The organism is Mesorhizobium sp. AA23 (genome assembly GCF_001672435.1).
GTDB lineage: Bacteria > Pseudomonadota > Alphaproteobacteria > Rhizobiales > Rhizobiaceae > Mesorhizobium.
Map to the genome: position 1 here is coordinate 79887 of NZ_LYTP01000007.1, position 15749 is coordinate 95635.

The 15749-nt window shown below is 58.4% G+C and carries 14 protein-coding genes and 3 pseudogenes; 14 read left to right on the forward strand and 3 right to left on the reverse strand.

Annotated features, from left to right (window positions below):
- Positions 1-135 precede the first annotated feature (135 nt).
- The 5 genes from A9K66_RS08370 (at position 136) to A9K66_RS31605 (ending at position 5388) form a co-directional block, all read left to right on the forward strand.
- Complete coding sequence (locus A9K66_RS08370) at positions 136-771, forward strand: hypothetical protein (protein ID WP_067322184.1); 636 nt, start codon at positions 136-138, stop codon at positions 769-771.
- Between the two features lie 398 nt (positions 772-1169).
- Positions 1170-2153 (forward strand): SDR family oxidoreductase, encoded by a 984-nt coding sequence (locus tag A9K66_RS08375; protein WP_245307464.1) that lies wholly within the window; start codon positions 1170-1172, stop codon positions 2151-2153.
- A gap of 243 nt (positions 2154-2396) precedes the next feature.
- The gene (locus A9K66_RS08380) at positions 2397-3512 is read left to right on the forward strand and encodes a hypothetical protein (protein ID WP_156751038.1); all 1116 of its coding nucleotides are present in this window, start codon (positions 2397-2399) and stop codon (positions 3510-3512) included.
- A 768-nt stretch (positions 3513-4280) separates the two neighbouring features.
- A complete protein-coding gene (locus A9K66_RS31600; protein ID WP_343221252.1) occupies positions 4281-5105 on the forward strand; it encodes an aminotransferase class III-fold pyridoxal phosphate-dependent enzyme in 825 nt (274 codons plus the stop codon).
- Positions 5011-5388 (forward strand): aminotransferase class III-fold pyridoxal phosphate-dependent enzyme, encoded by a 378-nt coding sequence (locus A9K66_RS31605; protein ID WP_343221238.1) that lies wholly within the window; start codon positions 5011-5013, stop codon positions 5386-5388. The genes A9K66_RS31600 and A9K66_RS31605 overlap by 95 nt, the downstream gene beginning before the upstream one ends.
- A 344-nt stretch (positions 5389-5732) precedes the next feature.
- Here A9K66_RS31605 and A9K66_RS29260 read toward each other — a convergent pair.
- Positions 5733-5908: pseudogene (locus A9K66_RS29260) on the reverse strand (aminocyclopropane-1-carboxylate deaminase/D-cysteine desulfhydrase family protein); the annotation flags it as partial.
- Positions 5909-6796: 888 nt separating this feature from the next.
- Between A9K66_RS29260 and A9K66_RS08400 the strand changes: the two are divergent.
- From A9K66_RS08400 to A9K66_RS08435, 9 genes and pseudogenes are all read left to right on the forward strand, one after another.
- Entirely contained in the window at positions 6797-7117 is a 321-nt protein-coding gene (locus tag A9K66_RS08400) for an iron-sulfur cluster assembly accessory protein (RefSeq protein WP_067322196.1), read from the forward strand.
- Positions 7118-7122: 5 nt separating this feature from the next.
- Complete coding sequence (locus A9K66_RS08405) at positions 7123-7605, forward strand: iron-sulfur cluster assembly scaffold protein (protein ID WP_156315360.1); 483 nt, start codon at positions 7123-7125, stop codon at positions 7603-7605.
- Between the two features lie 236 nt (positions 7606-7841).
- Positions 7842-8476: pseudogene (gene queE, locus A9K66_RS08415) on the forward strand (7-carboxy-7-deazaguanine synthase).
- A complete protein-coding gene (queD, locus tag A9K66_RS08420; RefSeq protein WP_067322200.1) occupies positions 8473-8826 on the forward strand; it encodes a 6-carboxytetrahydropterin synthase QueD in 354 nt (117 codons plus the stop codon). The pseudogene queE and the gene queD overlap by 4 nt, the downstream one beginning before the upstream one ends.
- A gap of 4 nt (positions 8827-8830) precedes the next feature.
- Positions 8831-9431, forward strand: a pseudogene (locus tag A9K66_RS08425) (7-cyano-7-deazaguanine synthase).
- The gene (locus A9K66_RS31610) at positions 9376-9564 is read left to right on the forward strand and encodes a 7-cyano-7-deazaguanine synthase (RefSeq protein WP_348626429.1); all 189 of its coding nucleotides are present in this window, start codon (positions 9376-9378) and stop codon (positions 9562-9564) included. The pseudogene A9K66_RS08425 and the gene A9K66_RS31610 overlap by 56 nt, the downstream one beginning before the upstream one ends.
- Positions 9561-9884, forward strand: coding sequence for a hypothetical protein (locus A9K66_RS30170; RefSeq protein WP_156315359.1), 324 nt, complete (start codon positions 9561-9563; stop codon positions 9882-9884). The genes A9K66_RS31610 and A9K66_RS30170 overlap by 4 nt, the downstream gene beginning before the upstream one ends.
- Before the next feature lie 395 nt (positions 9885-10279).
- On the forward strand, positions 10280-11344 hold the full coding sequence (locus A9K66_RS31465) for a tyrosine-type recombinase/integrase (protein ID WP_280944329.1): 1065 nt from the start codon (positions 10280-10282) through the stop codon (positions 11342-11344).
- Positions 11341-12255 carry a tyrosine-type recombinase/integrase gene (locus A9K66_RS08435; RefSeq protein WP_280944330.1) on the forward strand — a complete coding sequence of 305 codons (915 nt, stop codon included), beginning with the start codon at positions 11341-11343 and terminating at the stop codon, positions 12253-12255. Before A9K66_RS31465 ends, A9K66_RS08435 begins: the two co-directional genes overlap by 4 nt.
- A gap of 458 nt (positions 12256-12713) precedes the next feature.
- Here A9K66_RS08435 and A9K66_RS08440 read toward each other — a convergent pair whose 3' ends face one another.
- On the reverse strand, positions 12714-14003 hold the full coding sequence (locus A9K66_RS08440; RefSeq protein ID WP_082953774.1) for a CapA family protein: 1290 nt from the start codon (positions 14001-14003) through the stop codon (positions 12714-12716).
- A 216-nt stretch (positions 14004-14219) separates the two neighbouring features.
- On the reverse strand, positions 14220-15578 hold the full coding sequence (locus A9K66_RS08445; RefSeq protein WP_067322211.1) for a M20/M25/M40 family metallo-hydrolase: 1359 nt from the start codon (positions 15576-15578) through the stop codon (positions 14220-14222).
- Between the last annotated feature and the right edge of the window lie 171 nt (positions 15579-15749).

Below are 15749 nucleotides of genomic sequence, written 5' to 3' on the forward strand. Positions count from 1 at the left end.
GCCCCGCTGCACCCGGCTCACAGGACTCGATGAGATATTGCCGAGAGTGGTCAGCGGCATCCGGCGCACCGGCGGCGCCGCGAAAGCCGCCAACGCGAAACGGGTCGCGGATAGAGACTCACAGCGAGCGAAGCGTTGAACAAGTCAATCAACAAGAGATTTTGGGCGGCAGTAAGGAACCAGGATTGGAATACGGCGCTCTCGGCAGTCCAGGAGGGCACCGCCTTGATGCCCGGCGACATCAATTTCCGTCTGGCTCATGCGCATTTATTGCTTCACAGAATGAAAGATTTGCGGACCGGGTTGCCTGTCCTGCGCCAATTGGTTTGTGACGCTATCGAAAGGAACTCCGAGCATTGGATGCTTGCAACACTAGACCAGCTCTTCGGTGCGGCGCATGACCACTCGCACTTTCCGTCTCATGAGCGCTTCGCGCTCGGCAAAAAGCTGGCTGAACATATCCTGGCACTCAATCCACCACACAGCGGCGGCCAAAAATTCCGGACGTATCCGGCGGTCGCTCGATACTATTACGAGAGCGGCAATCAAGATCGCGCGATCGAGTTGATCGAGTTCGCACTGAAGTCGCTGGACAGTCCGCAACCTGTTCCGGACGAGCTGAAACAGCACCTTCTGCCGAATTTGCTGCAGGCCTTATCCAACTACAAGGGTGAGGAGGTTTGTTATGGCGCCCTTTGTGCAGCCCCGCAAAGCAATTTGCTTAAGGCGCGATCGCTCGGCGGGCCGAGGAGAAAGCATAAAAAGGATTGATAGCCAGAGTGGTTTGCGGGCGAATTCGTTCATGCAAATGGATCTGTCGCAATGCTGACGAATTGGCGTCAAATACAATATGTTTTTCTAAGGATGCTTTTGCGGACGCTTTTGGAACCCGTAGTCGTACTGGTATGGGAGGGGAGCTCGGGCGCCCAACGAGGAAAGAAGTTTTAGCGCAGATGCTCGCATTTCAGCTCGAATTGACCGAGGCCAAGCAATGGCGGCGCCAGACCGGCCTCGCGCGATGTGGGTATGGCGATCAGATCAGGCCGTCGGCGCTGATTGAGAATCTAGACATTAGGACTGCACATCCCACGCTACAGGCCGTCAGCCATATGGTGTCCGCCCATTCGAAGGCAGAAATGCCTCGATTCATCTGGCGGTCGCTCAGGGCGATGCCGAAGCCGGTGGTCGCATCGCGACCGGGGTGGAGGGGTCGTCCCGACTATGCACCAGAAGGTGTTCTGGTCAAACCGGACTGCGTGTTCACATGTACGGCGCGCTTGTCGAGGCGAACAGGGAAAGGGCAGTCGCATGAAGCCTTTTGTTGGGAGAGTCGCCTTGGTGACCGGGGCCAGCAGCGGCTTGGGGCCGCAATCGCTGGCAAGCTTGTCAGCGGGGGAGCCAGAGTCTTTGGGGTTCAGCTTGAAGACACCGGCCATATAGAAGCGATAGTCGCGGACCTTTGCGATCCCGGCGTTCCGGACATGGTGATTGACTACGTCGTTCAACAGGCCGGCCGCCTAGATATCCTCGTCAACAACGCTGGGCGGATGGTCGAGGCAAAGGTAGATGAGACGGGGCTGGACGAGTGGCAACGCACAATGGCCCTCAATCTTGATGCTCCTTTTTTGCTGATCCGTCGCGCCATCCCTCATCTTCGGAGAAGCCGCGGCTCAATCGTCAATATCGGCTCGATAGAGGGATTGGCCTCCAACCCAGGGCACGCCGCCTATTGCGCGTCGAAGGCTGGGCTGCATGGCTTGACGCGTGCCGTGGCGGTCGACGGCGGTCAAGATGGGGTCCGCTGCAATGGCGTGGCTCCTGGCTGGATCGTACCGAGCTTAACGCCAATTTTCGTCGCCGCTTTACCGGAGCAGGCACGAGGAAGGCTGGGTACCATTCATCCGTTGGGTCGCACTGGCCGTGTTGAAGAGGTCGCCGCTATGGTCGCATGGATTGCCTCCGACGAGGCTGCATTTAGTCACTGGCCAGATCTTTGTCGTGGATGGTGGCCGCACTGCAAAACTAAGTCTTCCATGAAGGAAGTCGTGGTCCGAATTGGGGCCGGCCGCGTGGAACCCATTTTCTGGCCGGATGATGAGCAGCGTCCGGTCTTTGAGGACAATCCCATCTGCGGTTGCGCACATTCGTGCTGACTTCAGCGGCTTCGGCTGCGACTAAAGAGGATGAGACTATCATTGGCTGACGAGCGCTCGCCGTACCGGCGTGATCGAGCAAAGGCGGCGAGTGCTCGCGTGCTTGATAAGTTTAGTTTCTGCAGCGCCGGCGCGTCGTCGGCATCGAGCCTGCCGCCATGCCTTCCCGGCCAGGTCTGAGATCGGCGTGGTGCTTGCCACGCTCCTGGCTGCCGCACAGAATCAACATCGGAGTCCAAGGCCGTGAGAAGAAAAGCGCTCATTCTGGTAGAGGGTAATAGGGGCAATGGTCCGCTCTACATGAAAGCGGCTAAGCGTCTCGGCCTTCACGTAATTACCTTGGCGGTCGATCCGGGGCGGTACGAATATGTTGCGGCGGAAGAGACTGAAGCTATTCGGGTAGATACAGGCAATATCGATGCGCTGATCCGAGAATGTTACGGGCTGCGGATAAGGTATGACATTGTTGGAATTACTGGCGCTGCGAGCGACGAGGTTTCAGTTACCGCAACAGTCGGTAAGCTTTGCCGGCACTTCGGTCTGCCGGGACCGAACCCCGTGTCGATTGAACAATGCTCCGACAAATTCTCTCAACGTCAGCTTCTCTCACAGGCCGGCGTTTCAGTACCTGCGTATCACCTGGCAGCGAATGGGAAGCAGGCGGAATGCTTCGCGGACGATATCGGGCTGCCCGTAGTCGTCAAACCGGCTTTTGGCAACGGGAGGACCCGTGCTAGATTGTGCAGAAATGCCCAAGAGTTAGCGGAACATACGGACGATCTTTTTGGCGCGACGCACATAGCGCGTTCTTCTCCACGGGTGCTCGTCGAAGAATACCTACAAGGTACACAATATATAATTAACATGTTTGAAAAGGAGATAATCGGGATTGCTGCAATTAAGTTAGACCCGATGCCCGGCCTCATCTGGAGCGAGTGCACATATCCGGCTGTACTGACTGATGACGAGTACGTCAACATTTACAATGTTTCGCTGATTTGTTTGCGGACACTCGGTCTTAACTGGGGTCCGACTAACATTGAACTCCGATCGAAGAATCATGGTCCGGTTGTGATTGGAGTCAGCCCGCATCTTCCAGGTTCGCCCGCCCCAGAATTGGTTCAGCTGGCTTACGGCGTGGATCTTATCAGCGAGCACATCAAACTTGTGACCGGTGTCCGAAGAAGTTTGCGCAGAAGTCCAACCGATATAGCGAGCGCGCGGTTCCTGATTGGCGACCGCGATGGCGCGCTCGATTGCATGGATGGTCGGCAATCGGGCGGCTGCTGTCTCAGGCTTGATCAGGTCGAGCGGTATATCGAACCTAAGGCGACGACCGCCAGGAAAGGCGGTTGCTAATACCGCATTGGACATGTCATCGCCGTTTATCATTCATGCTCAGCCCCGGATGGTACTCGGGAGCCGCCGAATCGATTGGTCGATCCCCATCTCCGCATCTTGGCGAATAGGAAGGACATGCTGGTCTGTACTCCTAAGAACCTCGAATTCCAGGGCGGACAAGATCGCGAGAGGATCGGCGAGGCCGTGGCAGTGGCGTGAGTGTTCGCCTTTCCCCCCGCCTGCCATCGTGCAAATCGGGTGGCGTGCATGTACTGAGATAAACGGCGAAGTGGCAATCCCCATGAGCCGTCGGAATTGTCGCCCTGGTGAACGGTCAACCGTGCATTTTTTGGTCGGCGTTCCGACATTCTTGCCCAGGTTCTTACAGAAGAAAGGTGCGCGTTTTGGCAGGGGCAACGCCGCCTATGAAAAAAGTGATGTGATTAAACGACTTAATGTAAATGGCGCAGCGCTTGCATTCAGTCTCTCTATGGGCCGGAAGGCGCGAACCAAGCAATCTCGTGACTCGAAGAGCTGAGGAACGACTTTGTCGCTAAAAGTGCTCTCGGGTGTTTCGGTCGGCAATAGGAGTGTACTCGGATGGTATCTAATCTTGCTCTGGATGAGCGTCGCAAGGCCGCGGTTTCCGCAGGCGCGTCCATGTCTTTCCCGATATATGTTGATCGGGCGCAAAATGCGAGCTCTGGGACGTAGAGGGAAGGTGGAACGGGCGCTCTCGCGGTCGGACACTCGCATCCTGAGGTCGTCGATGCGGTACAGGCTCAGCTGAACCGGTTCAGCCACACGTTCTTCGGGTCCGCTCCTTATGAAAGTTATATCCAACTTGCCGAGCGGCTGAACGAGCGATGCAAGGTTGGCGGACCAGCCAAGACCTTGCTCCTCACGACCGGTGCTGAGGCGGTTGAAAATGCGGTCAAGATTTCGCGTGCTTACACAAAGCGCCGCGGGATCATTGTGTTTGGCGGCGCGTTTCACGGTCGCACACTCCTGACCATGGCGATGACGGGTAAGGTCAATCCTTACAAACAGTCATTCGGACCTTTTCCAGGCAGCATCTATCGCGCACCCTACCCGGATCTTTATCGGGGGGTCGGCGTCGAGCACTGCCTGTCGGCCTTGGAGACGCTATTCGAAACCGAAATTGAGCCCAGCGCGGTCGCGGCGATGGTCATCGAACCGCTTATCGGCGAAGGCGGGTACATCCCCGCGCCCGTTGCGTTCATGGTTGGTATCCGGCGTCTCTGCGACCGCCATGGGATTGTCCTTGTAGCCGACGAGGTTCAGTGCGGGATGGGCAGGAGCGGGCGCCTTTTTGCAATCGAACACACTGGCGTCGAACCTGACTTGATCCTGATGGCTAAGAGTCTGGCGGCAGGCCTACCGATTGCGGCAGTGGTCGGCAAAGCCGAGATCATGGATTGCGTTGGCGTCGGCGGCTTGGGCGGAACATACGCGGGCAATCCGCTGGCATGTGCGGCAGCATTGGCGGTGCTGGATGTCATCGACAAGGAAAACCTCCTCAAGGTCGGTGAGCGCCTTAAGGGGCTTTCAGCGAATTCAGAAGAAGAGAAACCGCTCGGTGATTGGTGACACCCGCGGGCTAGGCGCAATGATCGGTGTCGAACTGGTTGAGGACGAAGAGACGCGCAAGCCTGCGCGATCCCTTACCGTCAAGGTGATCAAGGAAGCTGCTGACCGCGGTTTGCTGCTTGCTTCAGCCGGCCGGCACTTCAACGTCCTCCGCTTCCTCGTCCCGTTGACGATATCAGACGAGATCATCGACGAGTCGCTGAATATCATCGAAGTTTCCATCGATGCTGTAGTCGGCAATGACGTCGCCGCCGGCTCCTCTGGCGTCACTCAGGCTTCGTGACAAAGTCATGAAGCGCGAGAACGGCCTTGTGCAGCATTGCCAATGATTGCCTGCGCCACAGTAGCGGACCATCTCCGTTCAAAGTTGGCACTCAAATCGGGCTATCCGGTCTCGCGCATTCAGGTGTTCACCAGCAGGCGAGGCTGCAGGTCGCCCACCAGTTCTAGCTGCCCACGCGATGCCGAAGCGCTCGAGCTTTGCCATAGCCGCCTCATCGCCACGCAGGCCGTCAAGATGAAGAGCACATCCGTCTGCAGTTTGATGCTGGGGCTCATTCGCAAATCGGCGGAATGCTTTGTGGACATCGGCACGGTAGGACTGGCGCAACCGAAATCTGTTGAGCGTCAGCCGTCGCGAAAGGTATAGCCGTAACCGTTGATCGCCGGCGCGCCGCCGAGATGAGCACAGAGGACGCGCGATCCCCCTGGAAAGAAACCTCTCTGGATGAGGTCAATCATCCCTTGCATCGATTTGCCCTCATAGACCGGATCATACCCTCGAGCCGAGCGCACAGGCGGATCGTCCCTTGGTTCCTTGGAGCAATACCATAACGCGGGGCTGGTCTCGCAGTGTGGAACCCAGCCCTCCTGTACCAGAAGACATTGACGCCATAGCGACGCCGCTTCGGATAGCGTGACAGTCAGTACCCGCCTTTGGGGCAACGCTATCGGCGGCATGTTGGCGGGCGACTGACACAACCGCACCGGTTTTTCCAGCATGATGGCAACCCGCGACGCTTTGGTATTTGTCTACGTCGCCCGTGACGGATCATTGCCGACGAGTAGCTGTAGCATATGGCAATTTCTCTCCCTAGATGTCTCGGCGAGACTGGTGACTCGCTTGAGCTTTATTTCGGAACGGAGCGCGCCAGACCCTGAACTGACGCCAGAACTGGAAATGACCGCGGCCTCTAGTCATGGCCGTGGTCGCCGTGGCCGTGATTTCGCTGTTCCCTGGGCGGCGTTGGCCCACCTGGCTTGACGGCATTTACAATGCCTCAGTCGGCCGTCGCGAGGGGACGGCCGCACTGCGGCCACGGGCCGAGCACGCGAGTGGTGTTCGCCATCACGAGGTGACGCGGAAGGCGCCTGCTTCGAGAAGGCACGATCGAAGCGTCATCGACAAACACGGTGTTCGCCACCGACCGGTGGTGACGACGGCGGGGCTTTTGGAGCGCAGCACGGTCCACATTCATATGATCGAAAACGCAGGCTGGCTCAGGCGACGACGTTGGCGATTTGTCCGATGCCGCTTTTTGTACGCAAGGTTTCACTCAGTCGGACATCCGACAAATTGTTGGATGTGAGACAGGGCGCAAAATCAGCCAACCGGTTGTTTTAATACAATTTCCTCTCTGGCACGTTCTGTGCAGCGTGGCTTGCGAACGCATCAGCGAGAAAATAGTCCCATGATCACACTCACTGAAAACGCTGTCACCGCCGTCAAGGCCGCGCTTTCCCGCGCCGACGAACCGGCAGAAGGCTTTCGCATCATGGTCGAGCCGGGCGGCTGCGCCGGCCTCAAATACCAGATGGGTCTGGAAAGCGTCTCGCGCGAGGGGGATGCCATCATGGAGGCGAACGGGGTCAAGGTGTTCATCGACTCAAGCTCCCAGCCGCATCTCGCCGGCATGACCGTTGACTTCGTGACGAACCTGGAGTCCTCGGGCTTTGTCTTTGACAATCCCAATGCTGGGGACAAATGCGCCTGCGGCAAGTCCTTCGGCTAGGCGCCATGACGACAAGGATCGGCGCCGTGCGGGATGATACCGAGAACGTCTACCTCATCAGCGACAAGGTCTATTTCATCAACCCCAATAACGTCGGCGCTTTGGACATCCCCAAAGCGGCCGGCAAGGTCGGCGCCATCGCCTACGGCGATGGGCTCAAATTGACGATGGCTTTCGACCGTAAGACGCAAACGATCTCCGCCGCAGCGGTCCAGACCTTCGGCCGCGGCTCGGACATAACCGCTTCCTCGTCGCTTGCCGAATTCATCGTCGGCAAGACCATCGATGAAGCCCTTCAGATCACCGATGAGGACATGGCGGATTTTCTCGCCGCTATGCCGCCGCACACGACATACTCATCGCTCGACCGCCTCATTCTGGAGCGCGGCTTGCGGCTGATGAGCGAGTTCTTCCGTGCTGTGAGGCAGGCTTCCGACGAGACGCCAGGATTCTCACGTGTGGTCCTCGTCAAGGCATCATCGCCATGAGCGACGTGATCGAACCCTTTCTCATGATGATAGGCTTCGAGGAGCCAGAGACCCTTCCCCACCGCTTCCACCCGCTGAAACCTGATTCCGCGCGGAGTTCGGGCGTGTAGGTTTTCCGCATCGGGCCCCGACGGTGGAACGAGCTGGAAAGCGTGCGGTGGGTCATCTCCCACCTTTTGCCGCGTCTCAGAAGCCGGCAGAGATGTTCCGTTACTCACTCGCAGGCCGCTTAAGCAATGTCATATGCGGTCAAGGAAATTTTCTACACTCTTCAAGGTGAAGGACGAAATGCCGGGCGGGCTGCCGTATTTTGTCGTTTCGCCGGTTGTAACCTTTGGTCGGGACGTGAAGGCGACCGGCAAAGAGCATTCTGCGGATTCTGCGACACTGATTTTGTTGGGGTAGATGGCCCCGGTGGCGGACATTTTGCCACCGCGCGGGAGCTTGCGTTGGCGGTCGAGCAAGCCTGGCGCGGGTCGAGACCTGGGCAGCGTCTTGTCGTGCTCACCGGAGGAGAACCCCTCCTCCAGATCGATAAACAACTCCTGGAAGCGCTGCATTCCTTGGCGTTTGAGATTGCCGTGGAGACCAACGGTACCATTCCCACGCTCGCCGGCGTCGACTGGCTGTGCGTCAGTCCGAAATGCAATGCACGCCTCGTGGTCACGGCAGGGGACGAGCTAAGCTTGTATACCCTCAGATCGGCGCGGAGCCCGAACATTTCCAAGTTCTCTCGTTTGGGCACCTTTTGCTTCAGCCAATGGATGGGCTCGGGCGCGATGCGAATACGGCTGCCGCAGCGGCCTATTGTCTTGCCAACCCACGTTGGCGCTTGAGCCTGCAAACCCACAAGTTCCTCGGGATCCCATGAAAATTACGCAAGTGTTCACCTTCGAGGCAGCGCACCGTCTTCCGCGCGTGCCAGAGACCCACCGCTGTCACCGCTTGCATGGCCATTCATACCGTGTGGAACTGCGTCTGGACGGGCCTGTCGATCCAGACACGGGCTTTGTCATCGATTTCTTCGATGTTGAGGCTGTGTTCGGACCGCTTCTGCAACGTCTCGACCATCAGTATCTGAATGAGATTGAGGGTCTCGAAAATCCGACCGCGGAAAACATTGCAGTCTGGATCTGGAACCAAACCAAGCCGCTTGTTGGCCAGATGTGCTCGGTAACGGTCTATGAGACGCCGCTGCGCTGGGCTGAATACGAGGGTTGACCTGATGCAACGAGATTCGGGAACCGCACTCGTCCTTTTCTCCGGCGGGCAGGATTCGACAACCTGCCTGACTTGGGCGCTGGAGAACTTCGAGCGCGTCGAGACAATCGGCTTCGACTATGGGCAGCAGCACCGGATCGAGCTCGATGTGCGGCCATACCTGCTCGGGCGCATTCGAAAAGACTTTCCGGCCTGGGGTGGACGACTAGGCGAGGACCACATGATTGACATGACCGTGCTCGGCCAAATCAGTGATACCGCGCTCACACGATGTCGAGTTCGCAGTGAACGCGAACGGTCTAGCAAATACCTTCGTGCCTGGGCGCAACCTTCTGTTCCTCGGCTTTGCGGCCGCGATAGCTTACCGGATCGGTGCAAAACACCTCGTGATCGGCGTGTCCGAGATGGATCGTTTCGGCTACCCGGATTGTCGAGATGACGCAGTTAAAGCGATGCAACTTGCCCTAAACCTTGGAATGGAGACGCGTTTCGTCATTCACACACCCCTTATGCGGCTGGACGGCGCAGACCTGGGCGCTGGCGGATTCGCTGGCCGGCGAGGCGCTGGTGAAGCTCATCTGCGAAGAAAGTCACGCCTGCTATAGCGGAGACCGAGAGCATCGACATAGCTGGGGTTTCGGTTGCGGGACCTGCTTCGAGTGTAATCTTCGCGCAGCAGGATGGGAGCAATTCCGATCCTGCAAAGAGGCACCCTTGGCCTCCCATGAATTGACGTGAGCGCCCGGATCCAGGCCGACGGTGGCAATCTGTTCCATAGATCGTTTCCTTCTCTTTGTGGTGTTCAGCACGACCAGGCACGCGCCTTCGATGCCGTTTCGAAGGGCTGTTCCATACCATCGACCTTGATGATCTTCGCCGTTCGCGTGGTGCTGTTTTGGCAGCACCATGGCGAGCAGGCTGCGGTTGTTATCCTTGATCCCGGTCGCATTGAGCGTGGAGCGTACTGCCGAGAAAAAGGAGAGGTTGTGTGGTTTCGACGAGAGGCGGTTGATGCCCCAGCCTGCCCTTATGTGGAGATCGTCCATGCACGTCCATAACCAGCATGGCCGCACCATTCATTGAAGCGACGAATGACGACCTCATCAGCAATCGATGCCGGCGCCTGTGTAAGCCGGGCGGGCAGGCGCCTGCGGCGAAGCGATGTTGCGGATATCGCTGTCTGGCCTACGTCGGCCCACTCAAAGGATTTGTCAATCGCGCCCAGCAAATGCGCCCAGTAGAGCACCTTGGCGGTGCTACACCGATAATAAGCCAGTTTTGCTTTGAGAAGGTATCTTGCTTGGCCGCAGCGAATATCCCCGACTAAAATTGGCTGCAGCGCGTCGCGCTTAGCGCTCGCTGGGCGGAGCTGGTCCGGGTTGCGAAGCCCGGCGAGCGCGGATCGTCTTGGACGATGTGGTGATCAGCCGCGGTTCTTGAAGCGCCAGGCTTCATGTCCGATTTCGATAATCTCGCAATAATGTTTGAGATGATCGAGCAGTGCGGTCGTTGTCGCGTTGAAGAAGCGGCCGCGCCCGCCGTCGCGCTTCTTGCCCAGTTCCTCACCTACCTCGAGGAGCAGGGCGAAGACCACCTGACCACCAAGACGGCTCTCACTTGGGGGATGCTGCCGGCAGGCGCCGATCGAAGCTGGATGTCGGCGCGACTTTCCGTCGTTCGCCGCTTTGCGACTCATCGGCGCGGAATCGAGTCGGCAACCGAGGTGCCGCCATGTGATCCGTTGCAGGGGCGATCTTGCCGAGCGACGCCCTACCTCTATTCGCAGGAGGACGTCATCGCCTTGATGACGGCAACCGCGGCCTTGCGCACGCCGCATCGGGAAGCAACCTACCGGACCCTGAGCGGCTTGCTGGCCGTGACCGGAATGCGGGTTGGAGAAGCGATCGGCCTGGACCGCGACGACTTCGATGCGGTCGGCGGCGGCCTCACCATTCGGCGCGCAAAGTCCGCAAAATCCCGCGAGTTGGCGTACATCCGAGCACTGTTGCGGCCCCTCGGCAATTATCTGCGCCGGCGAGATCGACCCCGCCGGCCGCCGAACACGCCTGCCCTGTTCGTCTCACCGGCCGGCACCAGGCTGGTGAACGTTCAAAACACGTTCCAGAAGCTCGTCTGTCGCGTCGGCATCGCCCCGCGCTCGGCAGGTTGTCGACCACAGCTCCACGACCTGCGGCACGCGTTTGCCGTTCGCACGCTTCTTGATGCTTATCGCGACGGCGGCGACCCGGGGCGCCGACTTGCCCTGCTGTCGACCTTTCTCGGTCACGTCGATCCGGCAAGACGTACTGGTATCTCTCGGCGGCACCGGAATTGCTGCAACTGGCCGGTGATCGTCTGGAACGACGGATCGGAGGCGGCGCATGACCGCCCTCAGCGCGACTTTGCAGGCGTTCTTCACCGACCGCCTGATCCGGCAGCGGCAAGCCAACCCGCATACGCTCGCCGCCTATCGGGACACCCTGCGGCTGATGCTGGTCTTCGCCGCCGCGCGGCATGACACCTTCCAAGCTGGAGTTCTACGACCTCCATGCCCGGTGTGTCGGCGGCTTCCTCGATCACCTCGAGCGTCATCGAGGCAACAGCGCGCGGAGCCGGAATGCGCGGCTTGCCGCAATCCGGTCGTTGTTCCGGTTCGCCGCCCTTCGTTACCTCGAGTACGCCGCGACAATCGAACGGGTGCTCGCGATTCCGCCTAAGCGTTTTGAGCGACGGCTTGTGACGATCCTGACGGAGGAGGAACTCGATGTATTGCTGTCCGCCCCCGCGCGGTCGACCTGGACCGGGCGGCGCGACCACGCGTTGCTTCGGCTCGCTGCCCAAACCCGCCTGCTGGCGTCCGAACTGATCGGCCCTCACTGCGCCGATATCCATCTCGGTTCCGGCGCTCATGTCAGCTGTATCGGAAAGGGGCGAAAGCAGGGGATCACACCCCTTACCTCCAACATGGCCGCCGTGCTGCGCGTCTGGCTGGCCGAACGTGCCGGGCAGCCGGCCGATCCCCTCTTCCCTACACAGACTGGTAGGATGATCAGCCGCGACGCTCTCGAGCACCGGCTCGCGAGGTGTGTCGAAATCGCTGCCAGAAACTGTCCGTCGCTGCAGCGGAAAATGCTCACACTGCACACCTTGCATACCGCGGCAATGCGACTGCTGCGTGCCGGCGTCGACACCTCGGTGATCGCGCTGTGGCTTGGCCACGGACAGGTCGAGACCACCCACATCTACTTGCACGCCGATCTGGAGTTTAAAGAACGCACCCTGGCGAAAACCACGCCGGCCAACACGGCGCCAGGACGCGACAGACCGCCCGACAAGCTTCTCGCTTTCCTTCGTCGCGCCATTCCACTATACGGCGCTCCTCTGGTCCGTCCTGCTCGCCTTGATCGTCTTCGGCGGTGCCCGACATGACGATGATCGCCGGCGCTACCGTCGTCATCGGCTCGGGTCGTTTATGCGCTCCATAGGCGAGCGGGGTCGGCCAGCGAAGAATCATTTCCGAAAGCACCGGGCCGGCCATGGCGCATGGCAGCGGATATTTCATCCGAAATCTATCGATCAACAGATACTCCAGGCCACCGGTGCACAGAGAATCATTCCCGCAGTATTCCGCTGACCCTCAACTCCTGCACGCCCAGCGCCAGTGCAGCGCCGCATGCTGCCATGTTCCATTGCAGTCACGAGTCAGGTTATTTGTCGGTCAGTGGTTCAGGATCAATTGCTTGATCCGAGCCGTCTTAGCCGAACGCCAAACCGCCGCGATGGGCACCTCCGTTGCGCAACAGAGGCGCTGAAGCGCGATGTGCCATTTGGATGCCTGCCGCTATCTCGACCGCGAACGTGCGGCATTTGCCCCGAGCCGGACCAGATTACTGTGGCGAGATAGACTGCAATCTGATCACTCCAACGCCGTTGTCGATGGTGATTTCGGTCCCAAATGGCTTCGAGAGCTTTTGTAGCCGCTCCAGAATGGCACTTGCTTGTGGCAGTAAAGCGAGCCGCGGCAATCCCCGGTTAGCAAACCTCTTCGAAAAACCGAGTTCGATTGGATAGAGCCGCAATTCTGCAAGATGGTTCTCCTCATACCGGCTAACCGTCACGATGCTCTCGTAGATGACCGGATCGTTAAATCCTCTTGCCTCTTCCGCGACCGTCACTTCTGCATCCGTGTCGATCCGTGGGTCTTTGCCATAAGCGGCGAACATGTCAGCCCCCACGGGGGTTCGGAGGTCGTCATAGATGAAATTCCCCAAGCTATAAAAGATCGGCCTGCCCTTGTAGATCTCGATGCCTCGCAACTGATGCGGCCCATGCCCCACATATGCGTCCGCTCCCGCATCAATTAGCCGATGCGCAAACGATTGTTCGTAGTTGGGCGGCTCCTGGCTCCAGTTCCCGGGCTGATGACAGTGGCTAGTTACGATGCAGAAGTCGGAGAACTGCTTGCCCCGGCGAATGCTTCGTAGAATATCAGTGACATCGCGCGGGTCGGGCTCGTAGCTGTAACCGGGCTTGTCGCCCGTTTCATATGTCACACCTCCATGGTAGGGATCTGGAGTGAATACGACCCTTTTTGGATCTTCGCGGGCCGGATCTGGAGCGGGCAAAGTATCGCGTAGCCGCTTCAAGCTCTCGAGCATCGCCGGCGGGACCAAGATACTAACCGCTAGACGAAGGGCGTTGACTCCTGGTCTGCCTGGCGCTTCTCCAGCGGGATCGCACGCGCGAGACATAGGTGTGTACCTTGCGGCAAATGAGACCAACGCCACGCGACCGCGTGCGGTCTCCAGAAAGCGGGCAGCGCCTGCTTGCGCGAGATTCTCGCCCGCACCTGCATGAACGATACCGTTCTGATCAAGCAGTTGACCCGTCTCGCGCATGCCTTCAACGCCCCAATCCAGCGCATGATTATTTGCACGACTGACAATGTTGAATCCCATCGCCTTCAGATCTGGTCCGATCTCCGGTGGGCTAACAAGGTATGCACCGCCATACTCAGCTTGCGGACTTCCCTTGAACGATCGGATATCGAAGATGTTGGTTTCCAAATTGCCAAACGTGACATCGGCGCCATGGAGGATCTTGACGATGTCGCTGAAGCCGGGATGCTGGCCTTTGGTGAGCGACCGCGACACAATGACGTCGCCGACTGCAATCATCGTGAAGCCGTCCGCAACGTTCGTCGCAATCGAACCGACTGTATCATAGCTACCCTGCTGGACTGGGTTATACCGGTTACGCGTGAATTACTCTGCATAGCATTCTCCATACAGTGGTTGTTAGTACAGACGATCCTAGACGGCTAAGTTGAACTATCCGACAACCTCATCATCACAGGCTGGACGACATGCTTGTCTTTGGCATGCTGTATTGATTCAGGTTTCAAGCTCATGGAGCAATGCAGCACCAGTACGAATTCCGCTATAGAAACAGCTGAGTTCCAAATTTTCGTTTGGTGCGTGGTTTGCTTCGTCGTGGTTTGCATAGGGCGTGACGAAGGCGGGAATTCCGAGAATTTTGGTGAAAACATAGCCCGGCAGGCTGCCGAAGCCGGCTGGAATAAGCAAAGGTTCTTCGCCTTGCGCAGCGACAAATGCTCGACGCAGCAGCGCGGTGAAAGGCGAGGCAATGGACGTTTTCGAAGGGTACATATCCCCTAAAGGTATAAGCTGAACATCGGGCGCGTACTTTTCTACATGGGCAGCAATCTTGGCAAAGACGTCCTTGGGATCCTGCTCTTCCACGAGTCGGATGTCGCACTTGACAGCAGCTTCGCTGGGCAGAACGGTCTTGGCTCCGGGGCCGCCGTAACCGCCGTGGAAGCCATTGATCGTCAATGTCGGATGGAAGCAGAGACGGTTGTAGAAAGGCCTTTCCTCCGGCGCGTCCAGCCGGGAAATATCGAGCTTTCGCTTCAACGCCTCGATATCGATCGGTAGGCGCTCGACCGCGATCAAATCTTCCTGTGAAGGCGACGCGATGTCGTCATGGAAACCGTCGATGGTGATTTCACCGTCAGCATTCTTCATGGTGCCGAGCAGATGCACCAGCGTCCAGATTGGATTGGGCACTACGCCGCCGTAGTTGCCCGAATGCAGATCGCTGTTGGCGTGGCGGCAGCGCAGTTCAAAGGCCACCTCACCTCGCGAACCAAATTTGATCACGGGAGAATCGCTGGCATGGCGCGGGCCATCGGCGGTAACCGCAAGATCCGCTTTCAGCATGGCTTTGTTGGCCCGCACGAAGTCGGCAATGTGCGGGCTGCCAATCTCCTCTTCGCCTTCGAGCAGCAGAATGACGTTGCAGGGCAACGCGCCATGCACCTTGAGGTGGGATTCGATTGCCAGGATTTGCGCAAAATGCTGGCCTTTATTGTCGCCCACACCGCGGGCGTAAAGGCGCCCGTCACGGATAGTCGGCTCGAAGGGCGGTGAAAGCCATTTGTCGATAGGGTCAGCCGGCTGCACGTCGTAATGACCGTAAAGCAGCACCGTCGGTTTGCCCGGAGCCTTTTCCCAGCGTGCGACCACCATCGGGTGCCCCGCTGTCGGTATCAGATTAGTCTCGAGACCAATATCCGTCAGCATTTCCACCAGCAGAGCTGCAACTTCGGCGATGCCAACATTCTCTGCGCTAACGCTTGGATGCCGAAGGTAATCGATCAGACGATCGAGGAAGCGGGTTCGGTTCGCCTCAATATGCTCGAAGACAGCGTTTAACGAATTAGAAGACATCCTGTACCTGTAGAAAATGAGATTCAGAGGATGGAGGGCGTATTTTGGTGGCCTGCCACTGTTGTGCGGGCGTGCCACTTGTCATTCAGATGGCACGCACTCAGTCCTCGGGTGCAACTTCCCGCAGCGCCGGGCGTTCCGCCTCTCGGGTCTCCACTTAACTCGGCAATA

Excerpts from the sequence above, each read along its gene's own strand:
- A9K66_RS08375 (WP_245307464.1), top strand. The coding sequence starts at position 1,170 with ATGCCGAAGCCGGTGGTCGCATCGCGACCGGGGTGGAGGGGTCGTCCC.
- A9K66_RS31605 (WP_343221238.1), top strand. The coding sequence starts at position 5,011 with ATGTCATCGACAAGGAAAACCTCCTCAAGGTCGGTGAGCGCCTTAAGG.
- A9K66_RS08400 (WP_067322196.1), top strand. The coding sequence starts at position 6,797 with ATGATCACACTCACTGAAAACGCTGTCACCGCCGTCAAGGCCGCGCTT.
- A9K66_RS08405 (WP_156315360.1), top strand. The coding sequence starts at position 7,123 with ATGACGACAAGGATCGGCGCCGTGCGGGATGATACCGAGAACGTCTAC.
- queD (WP_067322200.1), top strand. The coding sequence starts at position 8,473 with ATGAAAATTACGCAAGTGTTCACCTTCGAGGCAGCGCACCGTCTTCCG.
- A9K66_RS31465 (WP_280944329.1), top strand. The coding sequence starts at position 10,280 with ATGTCCGATTTCGATAATCTCGCAATAATGTTTGAGATGATCGAGCAG.
- A9K66_RS08435 (WP_280944330.1), top strand. The coding sequence starts at position 11,341 with ATGACACCTTCCAAGCTGGAGTTCTACGACCTCCATGCCCGGTGTGTC.
- A9K66_RS08440 (WP_082953774.1), bottom strand. The coding sequence starts at position 14,003 with ATGATTGCAGTCGGCGACGTCATTGTGTCGCGGTCGCTCACCAAAGGC.
- A9K66_RS08445 (WP_067322211.1), bottom strand. The coding sequence starts at position 15,578 with ATGTCTTCTAATTCGTTAAACGCTGTCTTCGAGCATATTGAGGCGAAC.